General features: G+C 71.6%; 11 protein-coding genes. 2 read left to right on the plus strand and 9 right to left on the minus strand.

What is annotated here, in order from left to right; all coding sequences use genetic code 11:
• Nucleotides 1-613: 613 nt before the first annotated feature.
• The 8 genes from QMK30_RS34415 to QMK30_RS34450 form a co-directional block, all read right to left on the minus strand.
• Entirely contained in the window at nt 614-2,491 is a 1,878-nt protein-coding gene (locus QMK30_RS34415) for a GMC oxidoreductase (protein WP_283522274.1), read from the minus strand.
• Between the two features lie 81 nt (nt 2,492-2,572).
• A complete protein-coding gene (locus QMK30_RS34420) occupies nt 2,573-4,189 on the minus strand; it encodes a succinic semialdehyde dehydrogenase (protein ID WP_283522275.1) in 1,617 nt (538 codons plus the stop codon).
• A 141-nt stretch (nt 4,190-4,330) separates the two neighbouring features.
• Nucleotides 4,331-5,977, minus strand: a complete 1,647-nt coding sequence (locus tag QMK30_RS34425; protein ID WP_283522276.1) for a serine/threonine-protein kinase — start codon at nt 5,975-5,977, stop codon at nt 4,331-4,333.
• Between the two features lie 251 nt (nt 5,978-6,228).
• Nucleotides 6,229-7,842: a serine/threonine-protein kinase gene (locus QMK30_RS34430; RefSeq protein WP_283522277.1), complete on the minus strand. Its 1,614-nt coding sequence runs from the start codon at nt 7,840-7,842 to the stop codon at nt 6,229-6,231.
• Between the two features lie 20 nt (nt 7,843-7,862).
• A complete protein-coding gene (locus tag QMK30_RS34435) occupies nt 7,863-9,473 on the minus strand; it encodes a serine/threonine-protein kinase (RefSeq protein WP_283522278.1) in 1,611 nt (536 codons plus the stop codon).
• 127 nt (nt 9,474-9,600) lie between these two features.
• On the minus strand, nt 9,601-13,089 hold the full coding sequence (locus tag QMK30_RS34440) for a serine/threonine kinase C-terminal domain-containing protein (protein WP_283522279.1): 3,489 nt from the start codon (nt 13,087-13,089) through the stop codon (nt 9,601-9,603).
• A 186-nt stretch (nt 13,090-13,275) separates the two neighbouring features.
• On the minus strand, nt 13,276-15,147 hold the full coding sequence (locus QMK30_RS34445) for a serine/threonine-protein kinase (protein ID WP_283522280.1): 1,872 nt from the start codon (nt 15,145-15,147) through the stop codon (nt 13,276-13,278).
• A 303-nt stretch (nt 15,148-15,450) separates the two neighbouring features.
• Complete coding sequence (locus tag QMK30_RS34450; RefSeq protein ID WP_283522281.1) at nt 15,451-17,163, minus strand: glycerol-3-phosphate dehydrogenase/oxidase; 1,713 nt, start codon at nt 17,161-17,163, stop codon at nt 15,451-15,453.
• Between the two features lie 231 nt (nt 17,164-17,394).
• Here QMK30_RS34450 and QMK30_RS34455 point away from each other — a divergent pair, with 231 nt between their 5' ends.
• Complete coding sequence (locus QMK30_RS34455) at nt 17,395-18,654, plus strand: nucleotide sugar dehydrogenase (RefSeq protein WP_283522282.1); 1,260 nt, start codon at nt 17,395-17,397, stop codon at nt 18,652-18,654.
• A gap of 98 nt (nt 18,655-18,752) precedes the next feature.
• Complete coding sequence (locus QMK30_RS34460) at nt 18,753-19,235, plus strand: hypothetical protein (protein WP_283522283.1); 483 nt, start codon at nt 18,753-18,755, stop codon at nt 19,233-19,235.
• Between the two features lie 243 nt (nt 19,236-19,478).
• On the opposite strand, the gene QMK30_RS34465 is transcribed toward QMK30_RS34460, so the two are convergent.
• On the minus strand, nt 19,479-20,603 hold the full coding sequence (locus QMK30_RS34465) for a GuaB3 family IMP dehydrogenase-related protein (protein WP_283522284.1): 1,125 nt from the start codon (nt 20,601-20,603) through the stop codon (nt 19,479-19,481).
• Between the last annotated feature and the right edge of the window lie 28 nt (nt 20,604-20,631).

The raw sequence follows: 20,631 nt of genomic DNA on the forward strand, positions 1-20,631 counted from the left end.
CGCCCGCCCCCCCCCCCCCCCCCCCGACTGTGTCCCGTGAGTCTCCCGGAATGTAGGCGAAACGGTTGCGCACGCCACGGCCGATCCAGCACGACGCAAAGACGGGCACCGGTACTTCGCACGGTTGTTGCCAGGGGTCGACACCACCTGCGCGCCCCTAGTGCGCCGGGGCGGCCACCCGGCGCATCGAAGCCCGACCCGCACCACCACGCACCGAGCGTTCAAGCACCAGGCACCAGGCACCAGGCACCGAGCTTTCGAGAACCACGCACCAAACACCGAACCAGCGGCGCTACCCCCCGGCGCCGCTCCTCGGCACCGACGCAGCCCTGACGTCGGTGCTGACGGCCAGGGGCCCCGCGCATCTCCACCGCGGGGCCCTTCGCTCTGCCCCCGCGCTCGCCCCAGCGCTGCTCCGCGACCGCGCTTCACCCCCACGCCTCCCCAAAACCCCCGCAAACGGAGTGACGTATGCCACACGAAAAATTCGCGGGTTTCCGGACAACCCTTTGAGCCAGTCACAGGTCTCACGTGTGTACCAAGAAGCCGGTCAGAGGGGCTGCACTCGGAGGGGAGCGCAGCCCCTTTTGCCTGCCCGGGTCACTTCCCGGGGTCACTTCTGGAGCTCCTGCTCCTGCTTCTTCGGCGGGAGCGCCGGGACCGCCAGGAAGGGCAGCTTGAGCGCGCCGAACGCCTCCGACGGCACCACCGGCGACCTCGGCTCGACCGCCGACAGTCGTACGTACGCCGCGTCCTGCGCAGGCCGCACCTCCGCGTCGCCCTTGTTGGGCCAGTAGGACATGGCCCGCTCCGCCTGCGCGGTGATCGTCAGCGACGGGTTCACCCCCAGGTTCGCGGACACCGCCGAACCGTCGACCACCGAGATGCCCGGGTACCCGTACAGCCGGTGGTAGGGGTCTATGACACCCTCCTGCGGCGAGGCGCCGATCGCGCAGCCGCCCAGGAAGTGCGCGGTCAGCGGGGTGCCCATGAGCTCGCCGACGTTGCTGCCGGCGAAGCCGTTGATCTCGTCCGCGAGGAGCGACGCGGCGCGCGTCGCGGCCGGTATCTGCTTCGGGTTGGGAGCGCCGTGGCCCTGCCGGGCGGTGAGCAGGCCCTTTCCGACGCCGCCCGGCTTGCGGTACGTCGTCAGGGAGTTGTCCAGGGACTGCATGACGAGGCCGATGATGGTCCGCTCCGACCAGTGGTGGTTGGAGAGCGATCGGGCGGTCAGCACCGGGTGCCTGGCGACGTTGCCGAGCCAGCCCAGCGCGCGCGGGAATTTCTCGGCGTACGGCACCTGGAGGATGGACATCACCCCCATCGCGTTGGAGCCCTTGCCATAACGGACCGGCTCGATATGGGTGTTGGCGTCGGGGTGGATCGAGGACGTGATGGCGACGCCCCGAGTGAAGTCGGCCTTGTCGCCGCCGTGCTTCTTGCGGTAGCGGCGGTCAGTGGTCTGTGAGCCGACGAGCGCCTCGGAGTTCGTACGGGTCAGCTCACCGAGCTTCGCCGAGACGCGGGGCAGTTCGCCGCGGTCCTTCATGGCGTGCAGCAGGGTCTGGGTGCCATAGGTGCCCGCGGCGACGACGATCCGGCGGGCGCGCAGGGTGCGGGGCCTGAATGTGCGGCGGGCCTCGGTGGGGACGGTGGCGACACGGTAGCCGCCGTCCGGGTGCTCGGAGAGGCCGACGACGGACGTCATCGGGTGGATGACGGCGCCCGCCTTCTCCGCGAGGTAGAGGTAGTTCTCGTTGAGGGTGTTCTTCGCGCCGCGACGGCAACCCGTCATGCACTCGCCGCACTCGGTGCAGGCCTTGCGGGACGGGCCCGCGCCGCCGAAGTACGGGTCGGGAACCTCACTGCCGGGCTTGGCCGTTGAATCACCGGCGGCGTCCGCCCCGTCGCCGAAGAAGACCCCGACGGGGGCCATGTGGAAGGTGTCGCCGACCCCCATGGCCTGCGCGGTCGCCTTCAGGTGCACGTCCGACGGCGTCATCGTCGGGTTCAGGCGCACGCCCAGCATGCGCTTGGCCTGGTCGTAGTACGGCGCCAGTTCGTCCTGCCAGTCGGTGATGCCCGCCCACTGCTGGTCCTCGAAGAAGGGAGCGGGGGGTACGTACAGCGTGTTGGCGTAGTTGAGGGACCCGCCTCCCACCCCCGCGCCTGCCAGGACCATGACATTCCCGAGCAGGTGCACGCGCTGGATCCCGAAGAGGCCGAGTGCGGGGGCCCACAGGTAATTCCTGATGTCCCAGGAGCTCTTGGGCAGGGACTCACGGGTGAAACGGCGGCCCGCCTCCAGGACGCCGACCCGGTAGCCCTTCTCCGTCAGGCGCAGCGCGGAGACGGCCCCGCCGAAGCCCGAGCCGACCACGATGACGTCGTAGTCGTAGCGGGAATCGTCGGCGCCATCGATGGCATCGGTGTCCTCGGTGCCATCGATGTCCTCGGCGTCCTGGCTGCGGACAGAGCTCTCCTGCGACATTGGCGCTCCTCATCAAAAATTGTGTCCGGGGACGGGAGGACGGGAGGGAACAGGGGGTGGGGGCTGTCAGGGGGGCAGGGGCTAGCGGAAGCGCAGCGCCTTGAGGACACGCAGGCTGGTCGTCATGAACGCGGCGTACTGCTCGTCGTCCATGCCGAAGGACGGCGCCATCGGCATCAGCCGCTGGTGGGCGACGGTCTGCGCCTCGGTGTACTTGAGGATGCCCTCGGACCCGTGCCTCCGGCCGAGGCCGGACTCCTTCATGCCGCCCATCGGTGACTGGACGCTGCCGTACGCCGGGGCGTACCCCTCGTTGATGTTGACCGTGCCGGTGCGCAGTCGGGCAGCGACCTCGTGGCCGCGCTTGGCGCTCTTGGTCCAGACGCTCGAATTCAGGCCGTACGACGTGGCGTTGGCGAGGCCGATGACATCGTCCTCGTCGGTGAAGCGGTAGATGGAGACGACCGGGCCGAAGGTCTCCTCGGAGCACACGGCCATCGGTGCCTCGACGCCGTCGAGGATGGTCGGCTCGTAGAAGAGCGGGCCGATGTCGGGACGGGCGACGCCGCCCGCGACGAGCGTGGCGCCCTTGGCGACGGCCTCGTCGACATGGCGCTGCACGTTCTCCAGTTGGCGCTCACCGACGAGGGAGCCCATGTCGGCGCCGTACGCGAGGGAGGTACCGAGGCGCATCGCCTTCGTGCGGGTGGCGAAGCGCTGCACGAAGTCGTCGGCGATCGACTCGTGGACGTACAGCCGCTCGATGGAGATGCACAGCTGTCCGGCGGAGGAGAAGCAGGCGCGGACGGCGCCGGCCGCCGCCTTCTCCACATCGGCGTCGGAGAGCACCAGCATGGCGTTCTTGCCGCCGAGTTCGAGGGAGACCCCGACGAGGCGGGCTGCGGCGCCCTGCGCGACCTCGCGGCCGGTGCGGGTGGAGCCGGTGAAGGAGACATAGTCGGCGTGCTTGACGACCTCGGGTCCGACGACCGGGCCCTCACCGAGGACGACTTGGAAGACCTCGGCGGGCAGACCGGCCTCGACCAGCAGGTCACGGGCCCACAGGGCGGTCAGCGCGGTCTCGGTGTCGGGCTTCATCACCACGGCGTTGCCGGAGACGAAGGCGGGCAACGCGTCGCCGACCGACAGCTCCAGCGGGTAGTTCCACGGCGCGATCTGGCCGATGACGCCGCGCGGCTGGCGCAGCTCGGTGACCTTGGTGAGCGTCGGGACGGCGCCGGTGTGCCGCTTCGCCTTCAGGTAGTCGGCGGCCTTGCGGCCGTAGTGGCGGGCGGCGATGGCGACGGCCTGGACCTCTTCGTGCGCGTGCAGGCGCGCCTTACCGGTCTCCAGCTGGATGAGGTCGAGCACCTCGGCCTGCCGCTCCAGGACGAGGTCGTGGAAGCGCAGCAGGACGGCGGCGCGTTGGCGGACCGGGACTGCGGCCCAGAGCGGCTGCGCGGCGCGCGCCCGCTCGAAGGCGAGCGCGACGTCCTCGGGGGTGGACTCGGGCAGGTCCGCCAGCTTCTCCCCGGTGAACGGCGTGTGGTTGGCCGTACGACCGGAGCCGACCACGTCACGGGTGAGCTGCGCGACCACCTCGGGGGTGACCACGTCGGCCGCGGTGCGCGCGCCTGCCGGGGCGGCGGCTACGGGGTTGGTGCCGAGGGCGGTGCCGGGAGCCTGCGAGTCCGTCATGAGGGCGACACTAAGCCCCTCCACAGACTTTTGGTACCCGTCGGTAATGGCTTTTCACCGGCCCCTCACCACCACGCCAGTATTCACTGGCAGATAACCCCTGATCAGGGGCTCGTCACCGCCCCGACCCCTTCGTCGGAGTCACAGATCCTGAATTTCCAGATGCTTCACTATGGTGTCGAAGAGCTGCTCGCCGTCCTTGGCTGCCGCGCCCCGGTCGGGCATGGAGACCTGGAGCCGCCAATAGGCCGACTTCTTGCCGTTGACGTAGTAGCGCTCCTGGTAGCGCTTGTAGAGGTCGTCCTCGTCGGCGCTGTAGTCCCGGTAACTGGTCACCACGTCCCGGGCCTCCTTGCCCTGCTGCTTCGCGGGCTTCGCGGTGCTCTTGACGTCCTGGATGGTGGTCTCGCTCTCGCCGCCCGCGCGGTAGTACGAAACCCACTCCTCGGCTTCCTTGCCGACGTCGCCGAGATCCTTGGAGCCGGGTACGCGCGCCAGGTAGACGGTGAATACCCCGCTCGGGTCGTAGTACGTGACGCTGAAGTCGTCGGTGGTGTCGCTCTGCACCCGCCGGTAGTCCTCGGGCACGGCGATGTCGGCCGCGAGCAGCTCGGTCTCCGTACGGACCTTCCAGCTTTCCGGGAGCTCGTCGCCGCCGAAGGGGTTGGCGATGATCAGCACCAGCGCGAGGGCCGCGGCCAGCAGCCCACCGCCAAGACCGAACCGTGCCGTACGGCTGCTCCGCAGAATCGGCGGCACCCAGCCACTGCCGCCCGTCGTGCCGTTCCGCTGCCACATCCGCGTCGCGTCCAGCGCGGCCTGCGGCGGGCGCGCCACGGACTCCAGCGTCTTCCGGATCTCCGCGCTGCCCGGCCGCATGGCCGGGTCCTTGCGCAGCAGCTGCATCACCAGCGTCCCGAACGCGCCCGAACCACGGGCCGGCATCTGCGGCTCGGCGGACAGCACGGCCTGGAGCGTGGCGGGGGTGTTCGAGCGGCGGTACGGCGACATGCCCTCGACGGCGGCGTACAGCACTACTCCCAGCGACCACAGGTCGGACTCCGAACCCGGCCGCCGGCCGAGCACCCGCTCGGGGGCGATGTACTCGGGCGACCCGACGAAGGCGCCGGTCTCGGTGAGCCCCTGCTCGCCCTCGACCTGCGCGATACCGAAGTCGGTCAGCACCACCCGGCCACCCCGGCCGAGCAGCACGTTGTCGGGCTTCACATCACGGTGCAGCACCCCCGCCTCGTGCGCGGCGGCGAGCGCGCCGAGCACATCGGCCCCGATACGCGCGGCCTCGCGCACATCGAGCGTGCCCTCCTGCAACCGGTCGCCGAGCGACTGCCCCGCCACCAGCTCCATCACGATCCACGGCTTCTCGCCCTCGACGACCACATCGTGCATCGTCACCACGGAGGGATGATCGACCCGAGCGGCGGCCCGCGCCTCGCGCTGCATGCGCAGATAGACGTTCTGCCGCTCCCGCTCGCCCAAGTGGTCGGGCACCCGAGGCTCCTTGACCGCCACATCCCGGTCCACGACCTCGTCGTGCGCCCGCCAGACCGTGCCCATCCCGCCGTGCCCCAGCCGCGAGACGAGCCGATAACGCCCGCCGATCAGCCGCCCCACGTCAGGATCGGCGCGCCCTGCCGGTGCGTGCACGGCTTGTGTCGACCCGGCCCGCGCGGGCCCGTAGCCGCTGCTCTGCGGCGGTACTTGGGGCGGGGTAGGCGGGCGGAGCCCATAGCTGGTGGGCTCGTTCGCCCGTCCCCCATCGTTCATCATGCGCACATTCTAGGGACCGCACGGGGAACGGGGCCGGTCCCACCGGATGTCCGGTGGGACCGGCCCCGTTCTGCTGTCGGTACGGCGTGTTGACGTGTGGGTGCGCCGCTCAGCCGACGATCTTCGCGGTCGCCGCGCTGGTGGCCGCTCCGTCGGTGTGGACGGCGCGGCGGACCGTCACCTTCACAGTGACCTTCTTGGCGCGCTGGGCGGCCTTGAGGGCGGCGGACCGTCCGCGGCCGCGCCCCGCATCAACCGCGCGTGAAGGAATCCAGCGCCGTGTCGAAATGCCTCTTCGCCTCGTCCTGGCGGCTGACCGGCGCCGACACCCACACGTCGTACATCCGGCCGTCCTCGTTCCAGCAGATGTCGTACGTGTGCCGGGACTCGTCGCCCGCCTCGAAGCCGTTCCAGGTGAACTCCCACAGCGCGGCGGTGAGGCCGTTGTGGGTGGTCGGGGTGACCTTGCCGTCGCGGTAGCCGGGGTTGCTGTCGGGGCCCGCTTCGGCCGAGCGGCGCATCTCGACGAGCGGGCCGCCCGGGGCCGGGGGCTGTCGGCGGATGCCGATGCGCAGGGCGCCGTCCGGTGAGATGTAGAAGACCCGCCGGTCGTCGGTGGAGCGCGTGAAACCTTCGGGGACGGCGATGCTGAAGCCCTGGCGGTCGGTCACCGAGCGGTAGCCGACCGGGGATGTGCGGGTGACGGTGACGGTCGGGGCCGGTGAGCTGTCGTCACGGGGCGTGGCCGGGGGGACGCCGTCGGGGGGCGTCACCGGGGGCGAAGTGACCGTGCGGGTGGGCGCGATGGTCGTCCGCCCGCCGGTGGGTCCGTTGCCGCCGCCGCTCCCGCCCGCGTCGTCGTCATCGAGCAGCAGTGTCGCCGTGACCGCGCCCGCCATCGCGACGACGAGGATGCCCGCCACCAGGGCGCCCCGGATGCGCCCGGCACGTGGCCGGGACGGGGCGACCGGTTCCTGCAGCCAGGAGGAGGGGCGGTAGGTCGCCGACACGGTGGGCGCGATGCCGGTCGCGAGGTGGGCGAGCAGCAGCGCCGCGGCCTCCTGCGCGCCGATCCTGCGCGCCGGGTCGCGCCGCAGCAGGCCCTGCACGACGGGCATGAGTGGTCCCACGGCGGCGGGCGGCCGGATCTCGTCGTGCACGACGGCACAGAGGATGCCGCTCAACGAGTCCCGGTAGAAAGGGGATTCACCCGACATCGCCACGCACAGCAACACGCCGAGCGACCACAGGTCGGACGCGGAGCCCGCGGGCATGCCCTCCATCCGCTCGGGCGCCGTGTACTCGGGAGAGCCGACGAAGGTCCCGGCGTCGGTGAGCGTGGTGGCGCCGGAGAACCGTGCGACGCCGAAGTCGGTCAGCACGATGCGGCCGGTGTCCGACTCCAGCAGGACATTGGCGGGCTTGAGGTCCCGGTGCAGCACCCCGCGCTCATGGGCCGCGCTCAGCGCACTGAGCAGCGCGAGCCCGATCCTGGCCGCCTCCGCGGCGTCCACCGGGCCGCTCCGCGCGATGCGGTCGGCGAGCGAGCCGCCCTCGATCAACTCCATGATGATGTACGGGCGGCTGTCGTTCACGTCGGCCACGACGTCGTGCACGACGATCACATGGGGGTGCACCAGCTGGGCGACCGCGCGGGCCTCGCGCAGCGCCCGCTCACGCCGCTGCTGCGCGTCGACGCCCGGAACGCCGCTCGCGTCCCCGTCGAGGTGCAGCTCCTTGACGGCGACCTGGCGGCCGAGCAATTCGTCGGTCGCCTGCCAGACGGTGCCCATGCCGCCCCGGCCGAGCCTGCGCCCCAACCGGTAACGCCCCGCGATCACCCGCGTGTAGCCGTCAGCAGTCATGCGTCCTCAGCCATCCGTCATCAGTCGTCCTGCCCGGCCGGCGGGCGCCAGCCACGCAGCACGGTGTCGAATTGCTCGCGCGTCGTCGCCCAGTCCTTCTCGGGGCCCGACATGTAGATCGCGTACTCCGTGCGGCCGTTGTCCGCGAAGTACATCTGGTCGATGGCGCGCCGCTCCCCCGGGTGCTCCTTGAACGCCGTCCAGCCGAACTCCCAGAGCCCGGCGACCCCGTCCCTGAAGTGGTTGGTGTGCAGCGCCACCCGCCGGTACTTCGGCAGCTGGGCCTTGAGGGTCTTCTCCAGCGCCAGCATGTGCATGTACGGGTTCTCGAAGTCGGGCGAGTGGTCGATGCTGATCCGAATCCGGTGAGCGCCGTTGTCCGGTGTGTAGTCGATCTCGGTGCCGTCCATCTGGCGCTTCCAGCCGTTCGGTACGAGCAGGCTGAAGCCCGCGGGGTCCTGGACGCGCTGCCAGCCCTTCGGTACGGCGTCCGGGTCGGGATCCGCCTCCGGCGCCACGGAGCCCGCACCTCCGGCGGCGTCCGAGGCCTGTTCCCCGTCCGCGTACTTCACGACGCCGAACGCGGCCCCGCCGCCGACCAGCGCGGCAGCCAGCACGGCCACCACCGCGGTGCGCCAGCCGCCGAACCGGCCCGCGGGGGCGGCGGCTGGCACGGGTGCGAAGGGCGTGGTGGCAACGGGTGGGAGGACGGGTGGCGATTTCGCCGTGTTCGTCTCCCGCAGGTCCCCCTGCGTCACCCGCTGCGTCGGTACGTACGCCTGCGCCGCCCTGGGCTCGCGCCCCTCCATCGCGTCGAGGAGCATCCGCTCCGCCTCCGCCACCGAGGGCCGGTCCTCCGGCTCCTTGCGCAGCAGCGCGGTGATTACCGGGCCGAGGGCGCCCGCGTGCCGGGTGGGCAGTGGCTCTTCGGCGACCACCGCCTGAAGGGTGCTGATGGGCGACGTACGCCGGAAGGGCGATCGTTCCTCCACCGCCGTGTAGAGCGTCGCGCCCAGCGCCCACAGGTCGGAGGCGGGGCCGGGGTCGCCGCCGCGTACCCGCTCGGGGGCCAGATAGTCGATGGAGCCGATGAGTTCCCCGGTCCTGGTGATCGTCGCGTCGCCCTCGATCGCCGCGATCCCGAAGTCCGTGAGCAGTACGCGGCCGTCCTTCGCCAGAAGCACGTTGCCGGGCTTGACGTCCCGGTGCAGCACACCGGCGGCGTGCGCGGCGCGCAGGGCGCCGAGTACATGCAGGCCGACGCGGGCGGCCTCGGCCGGTGCCATGGGGCCGCTCTCCTTGGCCGCGTCGGCGAGCGAGGGCCCGTCGACGTACTCCATGACGATCCACGGGCGGTTGTCGTGCTCCAGCACATCGTGGACGGTGACGACGCCGGGGTGGTTGATACGGGCCGCGGCCCGCGCCTCCTTCTGGGCGCGGGCGTGCAGGATCACCCGGTCCGCCTCCGCCACATACAGACCGGCCGTCAACTCCTTCACGGCGACGGTTCTGTGCAGCACCTCGTCGTGGGCGCGCCACACGCGTCCCATGCCACCGCTGCCGATGCTCTCGCCCAGCCGGTAGCGTCCCGCGAGAAGCAGGCCCGCCGCTACGCCCTGTGAGTGATCCACGTCCCTGCCCGCCCCGTGTCTACGGCTGCCAGATTACGGAGCGGAATACGGTCATGGAACCTCGGGATGCTCACGATTGGGCACGACGGCCCGATCCTCCGGCCGGCCGCGAGCCGGTGGCCGCCTCTCAGCCCGTCACCCGGTAGGTCTCCGAGGCCTGTTCGTAGATCTTGGTGATCTCGTCGCGCTGGGCCTCGGGGCCGATCACCTGGACGACGTGGTAGCGGCCCTCGACGATCATCGCGAGGTTGCGTACGTACACATCGCGGCCGCTGCTGTCCTTCCAGGTGAACTGGCCCTCGGCCATGGACTGCCGGCCCACCTCGATGCGGCGCAGCCCGCTCGACGTCGCCCAGGAGGAGTCGCGGACGGCCTGCAGCTCCCGCTCATCCTTGAGCTGGTAGTCCATCGGGTCGCTGCCGCTGTCCTTGACGGAGTCCCGGCCGGGGACGATCAGGAGCTCGAAGTCGCCTCCCTGATAGCGGACTTGGCCCGCGTCGTTGACCGGGCGACGCCGCCAGTCCTTGTCGACGGCTATCTGGAATCCCTCGGCGTCCATGCGCAGCGCGTAACCCGCGGCGACGTCACCGGCGGGGACGGAGGTCTGCGGCTGCTGCTCGGTGGGGGTCTTCTTCGGGGGCGTGGCGGGCGGCGGCGCCGATGCCGTCCCGCCGGACGCGCCCGGGGTATTGGGCGCGGCGGTGCGCCGGCCGTCGTCCTTGCCCGCACTCCGCGGGTCCTTCTCGCCGGACTTGGGCATGAAGACCATCGCGTACACGAGCGCGGCGACCAGGCCGAGGAGGATCACCACGAGCAGCGTGCGGCCGAGCGAACCGGCGCCGCCGCGCTGCTTCTTCTGGATCCGCGGCTCCTTGATCCGCGGTTCCCTGGGTGGCCGCGCGGCTCTCGGCGGGGCCTGCGCCCTGCTCTCCTGGCGGCTCTCCTGCCTGAGGTCCTGCCTGCTCTCCTTCTTGGACAGCCTGGTGGGCCCGTCCGGCTTCGTCAGCTTGGCCGGCTTGACCTGCTTGGACTTCTTGTGGCGGTGGCGCCCGTGGTTGAGGTCGGCGGCCGAACCGGGCCGGCGCCTGCGTACGAGCTCGCCCCGGCGGCGTACGACGGGCAGCCGGGTGCTGTCGACAGCGGGCAGCGGCACCACGGCCGTGCCGGCCTCGGGCTCGGGCGCCGAGCGCACGAGCGAGCGCAGCCAGCCGCGCAGCTCCTCGAAGTCCGGGCGCTCGGTGGGGTCCTGGCGGAGCAGCGACTCGACAACGGGGCGCAGCGGACCGCACTCCTCGGCGAAGGCGGGCGGCTCGGCGCAGACGAGCTGCACCAGCTCTATGGCGCTCTCCTCCGGGTACGGGGCGTGGCCCTGCACCGTACGGAAAAGCAGCGCGCCCAGGGCCCAGAGGTCCGTCGACGGACCGATGGGCGGCGCCAACTGCCAGTTCCCGTGGACGGATCCCGCCTGCTCGGGCGCCCAGCGCTCGGTGACGGCGCCGACCAGGGAGATACGGGCCTGCCGGGCGCGCTCGGCGGCGAGCGGGGTGGCGGGGCCGCGGTACGCCGGGAGCCGGCCGCCCGCGACGTACTCGTCCCACCGCCCGGTGGCGGCGGGTGCGGTCTGCGGAGCGGGGGCCGGGGCCTGGTGGCGCAGGCCGTCGGCGCGCAGCCCGTCCCCGGCGGCCCCGACACGCGGCACGGCCCCGTGCCAGCTGCCCTCGGAACGCCCGGCGTCGGCCTCCCGGCCGAGCCCTGCCCCGCCCACGTCCCCGGATCGGCGCGGGGCCCCGATCGGGGCGGCTCCGGATCCGTGCAACGTCTCGCCGGTGCGGGCGGCACCGGATCCGCGGGGGGGCCCGGTCGTATGGGCCGCGCCGGGTCCGAAGGTCCCGGTGGCGCCGGTCGCGCCAGCTCGCCCGGGCTCGGGCGCGTCCTGCCAGGTACCGGCCAGCTCCGACCGGCGCGGCGGCAGGGCGGAGCCGGAGTCAGGGCCTGAGCCTGAATGGGGGTCGGCTTCGGAGCCATAGCCATAGCCGGGATCCCGATCACCGTCGACATCGGCATCCGGACCGGCATCCGGGTCCACGGAGGGACCGGCGTCGGGCTCCGCGTCAGGAACGGAAGCGGGGCCACGGCCGGGACGGGCACCGGAGTCGAACCCGAAGCCTGAGCCTGATTCGTACCCGAAGCCCGAGTCGCGACCAGGCCAGGAACCGGCACCACGACCGAACCCTGGGCCGGCATCCGCATCGGCATCGCGGCCAGGACCGGGGCCGGAAGCGCGACCGGACCCGGGGCCGGAAGCGCGACCGAAGTCGGCGTCGGCATCGCGACCAGACACGGGGCCGCGACCGTATCCGGAACCGAAGTCGGACCCGAAGTCGGACCGGGCGTCAGGATCACCGCCGGTCCCGGGCTCGGTCACCGGCATGAAGTCACCGTAGGGCGTGCGCTCACCCCCCGGGTCACCGTAGGGCGTGCGCTGCCCCCCCGGGCCCCCGTACGGTGTGAGCTCCGAGCCGCGGTCGCCGTGGGGCGAGCGCCGCGCGCCGTGGTCGTCGCCATGGGCCGTGCGCCCACCCGCCGCGTCCCCATAAGGCCTGCGCTCCGAGTCGGGATCCCCGTACGGGCTGATCGCCCGGGGTCCGCCGACCGGTCGTGGCGCGGGGCGTCGCACGGAGAAGGGCCCGGTGTCGGCCGGGCGCCGCTCCTCGCTGACCCGGGCCGCCGCGCGCGCACCGGCGCGATACGCCGCTATGGCCCCGGCACGCGCCGCCCGCACATCCGCGGCGGCACCCGCGCCCAACGGCGGCGCGGCACGGACTCCGGACGGAATGCCGCCGTACGGGCCGTCGCCCCCGGTGTCCGGCACCGGGGGCGCCGAACCGGTGGCCGCCGGCTCTTCGTACCCGGTGGGTTCGGCGACTTCCGGGTCGTCACCGGGGCCGGGGGCACCGCCCGGACCGGGCCCGCCCCAACTGCCGCCGCCGTCGGCCTCGTCGTCGTCCTCCGCGTCGGGTGACACCGGCACCGGCGCGTAACCGCAGAGCGCCTCCTCCGCGGCCCCCGCCGCCAGCCCCGTCAGCACGACACGGCCGTCGTCGCAGACGAGCACCGTGCGCGTGGTGATGTTGCGGTGGGTCCAGCCGTGCGCGTGCAGCACCCGCAGCGCGGTGAGCACGTCGGAGCCGATCTCGGCCGCCCGGTACGGGCTCAGCGGCTTCTCCGCGAGCAGCGCCGCCAGCGGGCGCGCCGCGACCAGCTCACTCACCACCCACAGCGAACCGCCCTCGGCGAACACGTCGAAGACCTGGTCGAGCCTGGGGTGGTCGGGGATCTGCGCGGCGGCCTGGGCCGCTTCGATCGCGCGTCGCACCGCGGGATCGGTGGGCCGACGGGTCGTCCGCCCGGCGGCGCGTCGCTGCGCCGCCGTCCCGCCGTCCTCGCCGTCGAGGAATTCCGCGTCCACTACTTCTGGTAACGGCACCTGGCGGACCAGGACTTCCTGTCCGCTGTACGTGTCGAAGGCCCGCGTCTCCACCAGGTCGTACTCGTCGGACGGAGGCAGGGGGAGGCGGTAGCGGTCGGCAAGTACCCGTCCCGCATAGTCGTCCACGACGCCTCCCCAGAGCGCGCTGTCCCCCGGCCCAGGACCGCACCAACCCATCATTTCTGGTCGGTTTCCGTACAACTACCGCCCATTGCGGCTGCGTACGGTCCACGAGTTCTCACGATACGTGGCAGGACCCGGTCGCGCGGCCGGTCACCGCAACCGGGTCGCCCACCCCTGCCGTTCTGCCCGTCAGTCCTTGGGCTTGAACGTGTCGAACGCGGTCTTGCGCAGAGTCCGGCACTCGTCGCCGTTCCATTCGCTCGCCTTGCAGCTGACCATGATCGAGTAGCCGTGCCCGGCGTCCACCTTGAAGCCGCGGTTCAGCACGTGCACCTGCTGTCCCTGCTGCTCCCGCTCGAACTCCCAGTCGGCGGTGGTGGGATACCCGTTGTAGTCGACGGGCCTTATGCCGAGGTGCTTGTAGTTGCTGCTGCTCGCGGCGACACCGAGCCTGGCGGCCTCCCAGGCGGCGCGGGCGTCGTCCTGCGGGCTGCCGTTGAAGTCGACCTGGACCCGCGGGAATCCGCCGTCCTTGTTGTATATGCCGCCGGAGTTCTGACCAGCTATTTTGTTGCGCTTGAAGCCTTCGGGCATCGCCATGACGAAGTGGAACCGGCTGTCGGTGACCGTCTTGTACCCGGCGGGCAGCGCGCCGTCCTTCGACGGATCGTCCTTCGACGCCCCGCCGGAGTCCTTGCCGTCGTCCTTGCCCGAGTCCTTACCCTTGTCCGGGTCGTCGCTCTGCCCCGTGCCCTGGCCCTGACTCTGGCCCTGCTTGTCGTTCTTGCCGTCGTTCTTCTTGCCCTCGTCGGCCGTGGCGCCGCTGGAGGCGGACGCGGCGACCTTGGGCTTGTTCTCGTCGCCGCCGTCGTCGCCACCGCCCAGCGCGACACCCAGCAGCGTGCCGACGACGGCGAGCGCGGCGAACACCACGATGATGACCAGCGTGCGACGGGGCACCACATCGGTGAGCGAGGCACGCGGCGGCTTCGGCCCGGCCGCGGCCGGCGACTGGGAGTACGCCGATGCCTGTGCCTGCTGCGGCCGTTGCTCGGACCTGGCGGCCTGGGCCGCCGCTGCCGCGTTGCGTGCGGACCTCAGCGCGCCGCGCATCCGGTCGGCCGCGCCGCCCTCGGCGCTCCTGGCCCGCGGAGCGGCCTCGGGCACGGGCGGCAGCGCCCCCACCCGCGTCGCCTCCAGCGACGGCTCGGCCGGTGTCTCGGGCCGGTGAATCACGTCATTGAGCAGCGCACGCGCGGCGGGCTCGTCGAGCCGCTGCGCGGGGTCCTTGGCCAGCAGGCCGTAGATGACCTCTTCCAGCTCTCCCGCGTTCTTCGGCGGGTCGAGCGGCTCGGTCATCACGGCCGTCAGGGTCGCGATGGCCGACCCCTTGTCGTACGGCGGCAGGCCTTCGACCGCCGCGTACAGCAGGCCGCCGAGCGACCACAGGTCGGCCGCGGGGCCCGGCTTGTGACCTCGGGCCCGCTCGGGCGAGATGTACGAGGGGGCGCCGACGAGCATGCCCGTCGAGGTGACCGACGGGTCGCCCTCGACCTGGGCGATGCCGAAGTCGGTGAGCACGACCCGGCCCTCGTCGGAGATCAGGACGTTGGACGGCTTCACATCGCGGTGCAGGATGCCCACGTGGTGCGCGGCGCGCAGTACGTCGAGGATGGCCAGGCCGACCTCGGCGGCGCGATGCGGCGTCAGCAACCCGTCCTCGCGCACGGCGTCGGCCAGCGACTTGCCCTCGATCAGCTCCATGACGATCCACGGGCGGTCGTCCTCGTCGACCACGTCGTAGACGGTCACCGCGCCGTTGTTACGGATCCGGGCGATCGCTTTGGCCTCACGCAGGGTGCGCGTGATGAGCCGTCGCTTCTCCTCGTCGTCGATGCTGGTGGGGAAGCGAAGCTCCTTCACCGCGACCGTGCGGCCCAGCGTTTCGTCGACGGCGCGCCAGACCGTGCCCATGCCGCCCCGGCCGAGCACCTCGCCGAGCCGGTACCGCCCAGCGAGAAGACGTCCCTCGGTGTCCTTGGACTTCTCCGCCTCCGACATGCGTCCCCTCTGCGATCCCTGATCTTCGCCCGCGATGGCTGCGTTCCAGGGTGTGCAGTAACCCGCCCTGGCAGAGCCTTCATTGTCCCTTACCCCGGGACCGATCGTGGTCCCGGGTCGACCGGCCCGCTTCACAAGACCGACGAATGGGACCCTGCCCAGGTCACAGCACCGCCGGGGGAACCGGATCCGTACCGCGAGCGAACCTGCCCGCACCGGAACCGAGTTCCCCCTTCCCCTGACGTCATCGTTGACGTCACCCGCCCAACCACCCCGCGGGCCCCGCCGAACGCACCTGTCCCGCTACTGGATCGGCGGCACGATGTCCGGCGCGCCGAGCCTGGCCGCGTCCGCCGTCAGGTCGTCCGGCTGCCGCTGCGACTCCCGTTCGGCCTCCACCCGCTTCTCGTAGTGCTCGACCTCCTTCTCGATCTGCTCCTTCTCCCAGCCGAGCACCGGCGCCATCAGCTCCGCACACTCCCGCGCGCTGCGCGTCCCCCGGTCGAAGGTCTCGATCGAGATCCGGGTGCGACGCGTCAGTACGTCGTCGAGGTGGCGGGCGCCCTCGTGCGAGGCGGCGTACACGATCTCCGCACGCAGATAGTCGTCCGCCGCGGCCAGCGGCTCCCCCAGCGAGGGATCGACCGCGATGAGCTCCAGCAGCTCCTCCGCCAGCGAGCCGTACCGGTTCAACAGATGCTCCACGCGCACCACATGGAGGCCGGTCCGCGCCGCGATTCGCGCGCGGGCGTTCCACATGGCCCGGTAGCCCTCGGCCCCGACGAGCGGCACGTCCTCGGTCACGCACTCGGCGACCCGCTGGTCCAGCGCGTGCACCGCCTCGTCCACCGCGTCCTTCGCCATTACGCGGTACGTCGTGTACTTGCCGCCCGCGATGACCACGAGCCCGGGGACCGGATGCGCGACCGTGTGCTCCCGCGAGAGCTTGCTGGTGGCGTCCGACTCGCCGGCGAGCAACGGCCGGAGGCCCGCGTACACGCCCTGCACGTCGTCGCGGGTGAGCGGCACCGAGAGCACCGAATTCACATGCTCAAGGAGGTAGTCGATGTCGGCGCTGGACGCCGCCGGGTGGGCCTTGTCGAGGTCCCAGTCGGTGTCCGTCGTCCCGACGATCCAGTGCCTGCCCCACGGGATGACGAACAGCACGGACTTCTCGGTCCGCAGGATCAGCCCGGTCGACGAGTGGATCCGGTCCTTGGGGACAACGAGGTGGATGCCCTTGGACGCCCTGACGTGGAACTGCCCGCGCTCCCCGATCAGTGCCTGGGTGTCGTCGGTCCACACTCCGGTCGCGTTGACGACCTGCTTGGCGCGGATCTCGTACTCGCCGCCGCCCTCCATGTCCTTCACCCGCGCGCCGACGACCCGCTCGCCCTCCCGCAGGAAGCCGACGACCCGCGCCCGGTTGGCGACCCGGGCGCCGTACTGCGACGCCGTACGCACCAGCGTCGCCACATAGCGCGCGTCGTCCATCTGCGCGTCGTAGTACTGCAGGGCTCCGACCAGCGCGTCCTTCTTCAACGCGGGCGCGACCCGCAGGGCGTGCTTGCGCGTCAGATGCCGGTGCAGGGGCAGCCCGCGCCCGTGCTTGGACGACATCGACATCGCGTCGTAGAGCGCCACGCCCGAACCGGCGTAGAACCGCTCCCAGCCCTTGTGCTGCAAGGGATAGAGAAAGGGCACGGGCTTGACGAGGTGCGGCGCCAGCCGCTCGAGGAGCAGCCCGCGCTCCTTGAGTGCCTCCCGCACGAGCGTGAAGTCGAGCATCTCCAGATAGCGCAGTCCGCCATGGATCAACTTGCTCGACCGGCTCGACGTGCCCGAAGCCCAGTCACTCGCCTCGACCAGTCCGGTGGCGAGCCCACGGGTGGCGGCGTCGAGGGCCGTCCCCGCACCGACCACTCCGGCGCCCACGACCAGCACGTCCAGTTCACGCTCGGCCATCGCTGCGAGCGCTCCGGCGCGCTCCGCAGGTCCCAGTGTCGCTGTCCTCACTGCTGCCTCCCGTAGTGCTCGGGGTGGTCGGGATCAAGTCCCCACCCCTTGATTCTGTCCGTGCTCCCCGTCTTCGGCCACCGCCTGTGGACAACACTCCCGCACCCCACCTTCCCGCAATGCGGCATATCGGTCATATTTACGCCTAGTCTGACATTGCACTCGCCCGAATTGTCCACAGGGCTTGCGCATTGCCTCCCCTCCGGCTACTGGGAAGGACGGCCCACCGCCATGCCCGCAGATCTCGCCGTCATCGGACTCGGTCACCTCGGCCTGCCCCTCGCCCAGGCCGCCGTCGCCGCCGGCATCAGCACCATCGGCTATGACACCGACCCGCGCGCCCTCGCCGAGCTCGCCGCGGGACGCATCCCGGGCGGCTCCCTCACCGCCGCCGAGCTGCGCCGCATGCTCGCCGGAGGCTTCCGGACCGTCACGAACCCGGCAGAGCTCGGCCGGGTCCGTACCGCCGTCATCTGCGCCCCCACTCCGCTCGGCGCGGACCGCACGCTCGATCTGAGCGCCGTCGGCGACGCGGCCCGCGCCCTCGCGGCACACCTGCGCCCGCACACCACCGTGCTGCTTGAATCCGCCGCCTACCCCGGCACCACGGATGAATACCTGCGCCCCATCCTCGAAGAGGGATCACGGCTGCGCGCGGGGCGCGACTTCCACCTCGCGTACTCGCCCAACCGCATCGACCCCGGCAACCGGCTGCACGGCTACGCCAGCACCCCCAAGGTCATCGGCGGCCTCACGCCCGCGTGCACCGAGTCGGCCGCCGCGTTCTACGGGCGCCTCACCGACAAGGTGGTCCGCGCCCGGGGCCCGCGCGAGGCCGAGACCGTCGGCGTACTCGAAACGAACTACCGGCACGTCAACATCGCCCTGGTCAACGAGATGGCCGTGCTCTGCCACGACCTCGGCGTCGACCTCTGGGACGTTGTCCGCTGCGCCGAGACCAAGTCCTTCGGCTTCCAGGCCTTCCGGCCGGGCCCCGGCGTCGGCGGTCACGGCGTCCCGGTCGACCCGAACTACATCCCGCACAGCAGCCGCACTCCCGGCCACCCCCTGCGCATGGTGGGGCTCGCCCAGGAGATCAACGGCCGCATGCCTCAGTACGTCATCCAGCGCTGCGCCACCCTCCTCAACGAGCACGGCAAGTCCGCCCGGGGCGCCCGCGTCCTGCTCCTCGGCGTCACCTACAAGCCGGACCTCGCCGACCAGCAGGGTTCCCCGGCCCAGGAGATCGCCACCCGCCTGATGGACCTGGGCGCCCAGGTCGGGTACCACGACCCGTACGTCCTGGACTGGCGCGTGCGTGACGTACCGGTCCCCCGCGCGGACTCTCTCTACGAGGCCGCGGCCAATGCCGACCTGACGGTCCTGCTCCAGCAGCACCGCACGTACGACCTCCAGGGCCTCGCCGTGAAGGCGCAACTCCTGCTGGACACGCGTGGCGCGTCCCCGACAGGCGCCACCCACCGCCTCTGAGCCTCCGAATTCCCGGGCCCCCGTCGTACCGGGCTGCTAGCCTGCGGCGTCACTTATCGCACACCCGTGCGCACAAGTCCCTCGGGGGGATTCTTCACATGACCCAGCCCATCCAGCCGCCGCCCGGCAACCCGTTCGCCGACGGCGCGTACCCGAACGCCCCGGCCCCCGCCCCCGTCCGCGACAACGTCGGCCTCGGCATCGCGGCGGCCTTCGGGGTCGCGCTCGTCACCGGAGGGATCTACGGCGCCATCGTCGGAGCCACCGAGTACCAGATCGGCTTCGCGGCGGTCGGCGTCGGCTACCTGATCGGCTTCGTGGCGGGCAAGGTCGGCGGGCGCAACCCGGCGCTGCCGGTGGTGGCCGTGATCCTGTCGCTGGGCGCGGTCTACATCGGGCAGCTGCTCGGTATCGCGATCCTCAACGCCGAAGAGGCCGGCGCGACAGTGCCGGAGCTCTTCTTCGAGAACCTCGACGTTCTGATGGAGATCTGGAAGCTGGAGGCGGGCGCGATGACCTTCGTCTTCCTGGCCATCGGCGCCTTCGCCGCCTTCTCGGCAGCGAAGAAGTCCGCCGACTAGTGCCGCGGCAGGTGACGTTTGCCCGTCAAGGAGCGGCGTCCGGTGCGTGCTCTCGGCGTGCCGGCCGGAAGTCCTCGTACTGGACGTACTTGGGCTTTCGGCCGGTGCGGCGAGAGTATGTGCCGGCCGCCGCGACGGGGCAAACGTTGCCTGGCGCGGCACTAGCTAGTCGGCGGTACGCGCGAGGGGGCCCGGACCACATCATGCACATCATGGTCCGGGCCCCCTCGCACGCGTCCTGCGTCAGCGCTTGTGCTCCGACGGCGAGACCGTCACCTCGACGCGCTGGAACTCCTTGAGCTCGCTGTAGCCCGTCGTCGCCATCGAGCGGCGCAGCGCGCCGAAGATGTTCATCGAGCCGTCCGGGGTGTGCGACGGGCCGAGGAGGATCTCCTCGGTCGTGCCGACCGCACCCAGGTCCATGCGCTTTCCGCGCGGCACGTCCTCGTGGACGGCCTCCATGCCCCAGTGGTGACCGCGGCCGGGCGCGTCCGTCGCGCGGGCCAGCGGGGAGCCCATCATCACGGCGTCCGCGCCGCAGGCGACGGCCTTGGGGATGTCGCCGGACCAGCCGACACCGCCGTCGGCGATGACGTGCACATACCGGCCGCCGGACTCGTCCATGTAGTCGCGGCGGGCCGCGGCCACATCGGCGACCGCGGTCGCCATCGGCACCTGGATGCCGAGCACGTTGCGCGTGGTGTGCGCGGCGCCGCCGCCGAAGCCGACGAGCACGCCCGCAGCGCCCGTACGCATCAGGTGCAGCGCGGCGGTGTATGTCGCACAGCCGCCCACGATGACCGGCACGTCGAGCTCGTAGATGAACTGCTTGAGGTTGAGCGGCTCGGCGGCGCCCGACACGTGCTCGGCGGAGACCGTGGTCCCGCGGATCACGAAGATGTCGACGCCCGCGTCGACGACGGCCTTGGAGAACTCGGCCGTGCGCTGCGGCGAGAGCGCGGCGGCGGTGACGACACCGGAGTCGCGCACCTCCTTGATGCGCTGCCCGATCAGGTCCGCCTTGATCGGGGCGGCGTAGATCTCCTGGAGGCGGCGGGTCGCGGTCTCCCCGTCCAGCTCGGCGATCTCCTGGAGCAGCGGCTCCGGGTCCTCGTACCGGGTCCACAGACCTTCGAGGTTCAGCACACCGAGGCCGCCGAGCTCGCCGATGCGGATCGCGGTCTTCGGAGAGACCACCGAGTCCATCGGAGCGGCCAGGAACGGCAACTCGAAGCGGTAGGCGTCGATCTGCCAGGCGATCGAGACCTCCTTCGGGTCCCGGGTGCGCCGGCTCGGCACGATGGCGATGTCGTCGAACGCGTACGCCCTGCGGCCGCGCTTGCCGCGCCCGATCTCGATCTCAGTCACGTGTGGTGGCCTTTCCCTCTTGGTCTGC

Origin of the sequence: Streptomyces sp. H27-C3 (genome assembly GCF_030063415.1) — a bacterium.
GTDB lineage: Bacteria > Actinomycetota > Actinomycetes > Streptomycetales > Streptomycetaceae > Streptomyces.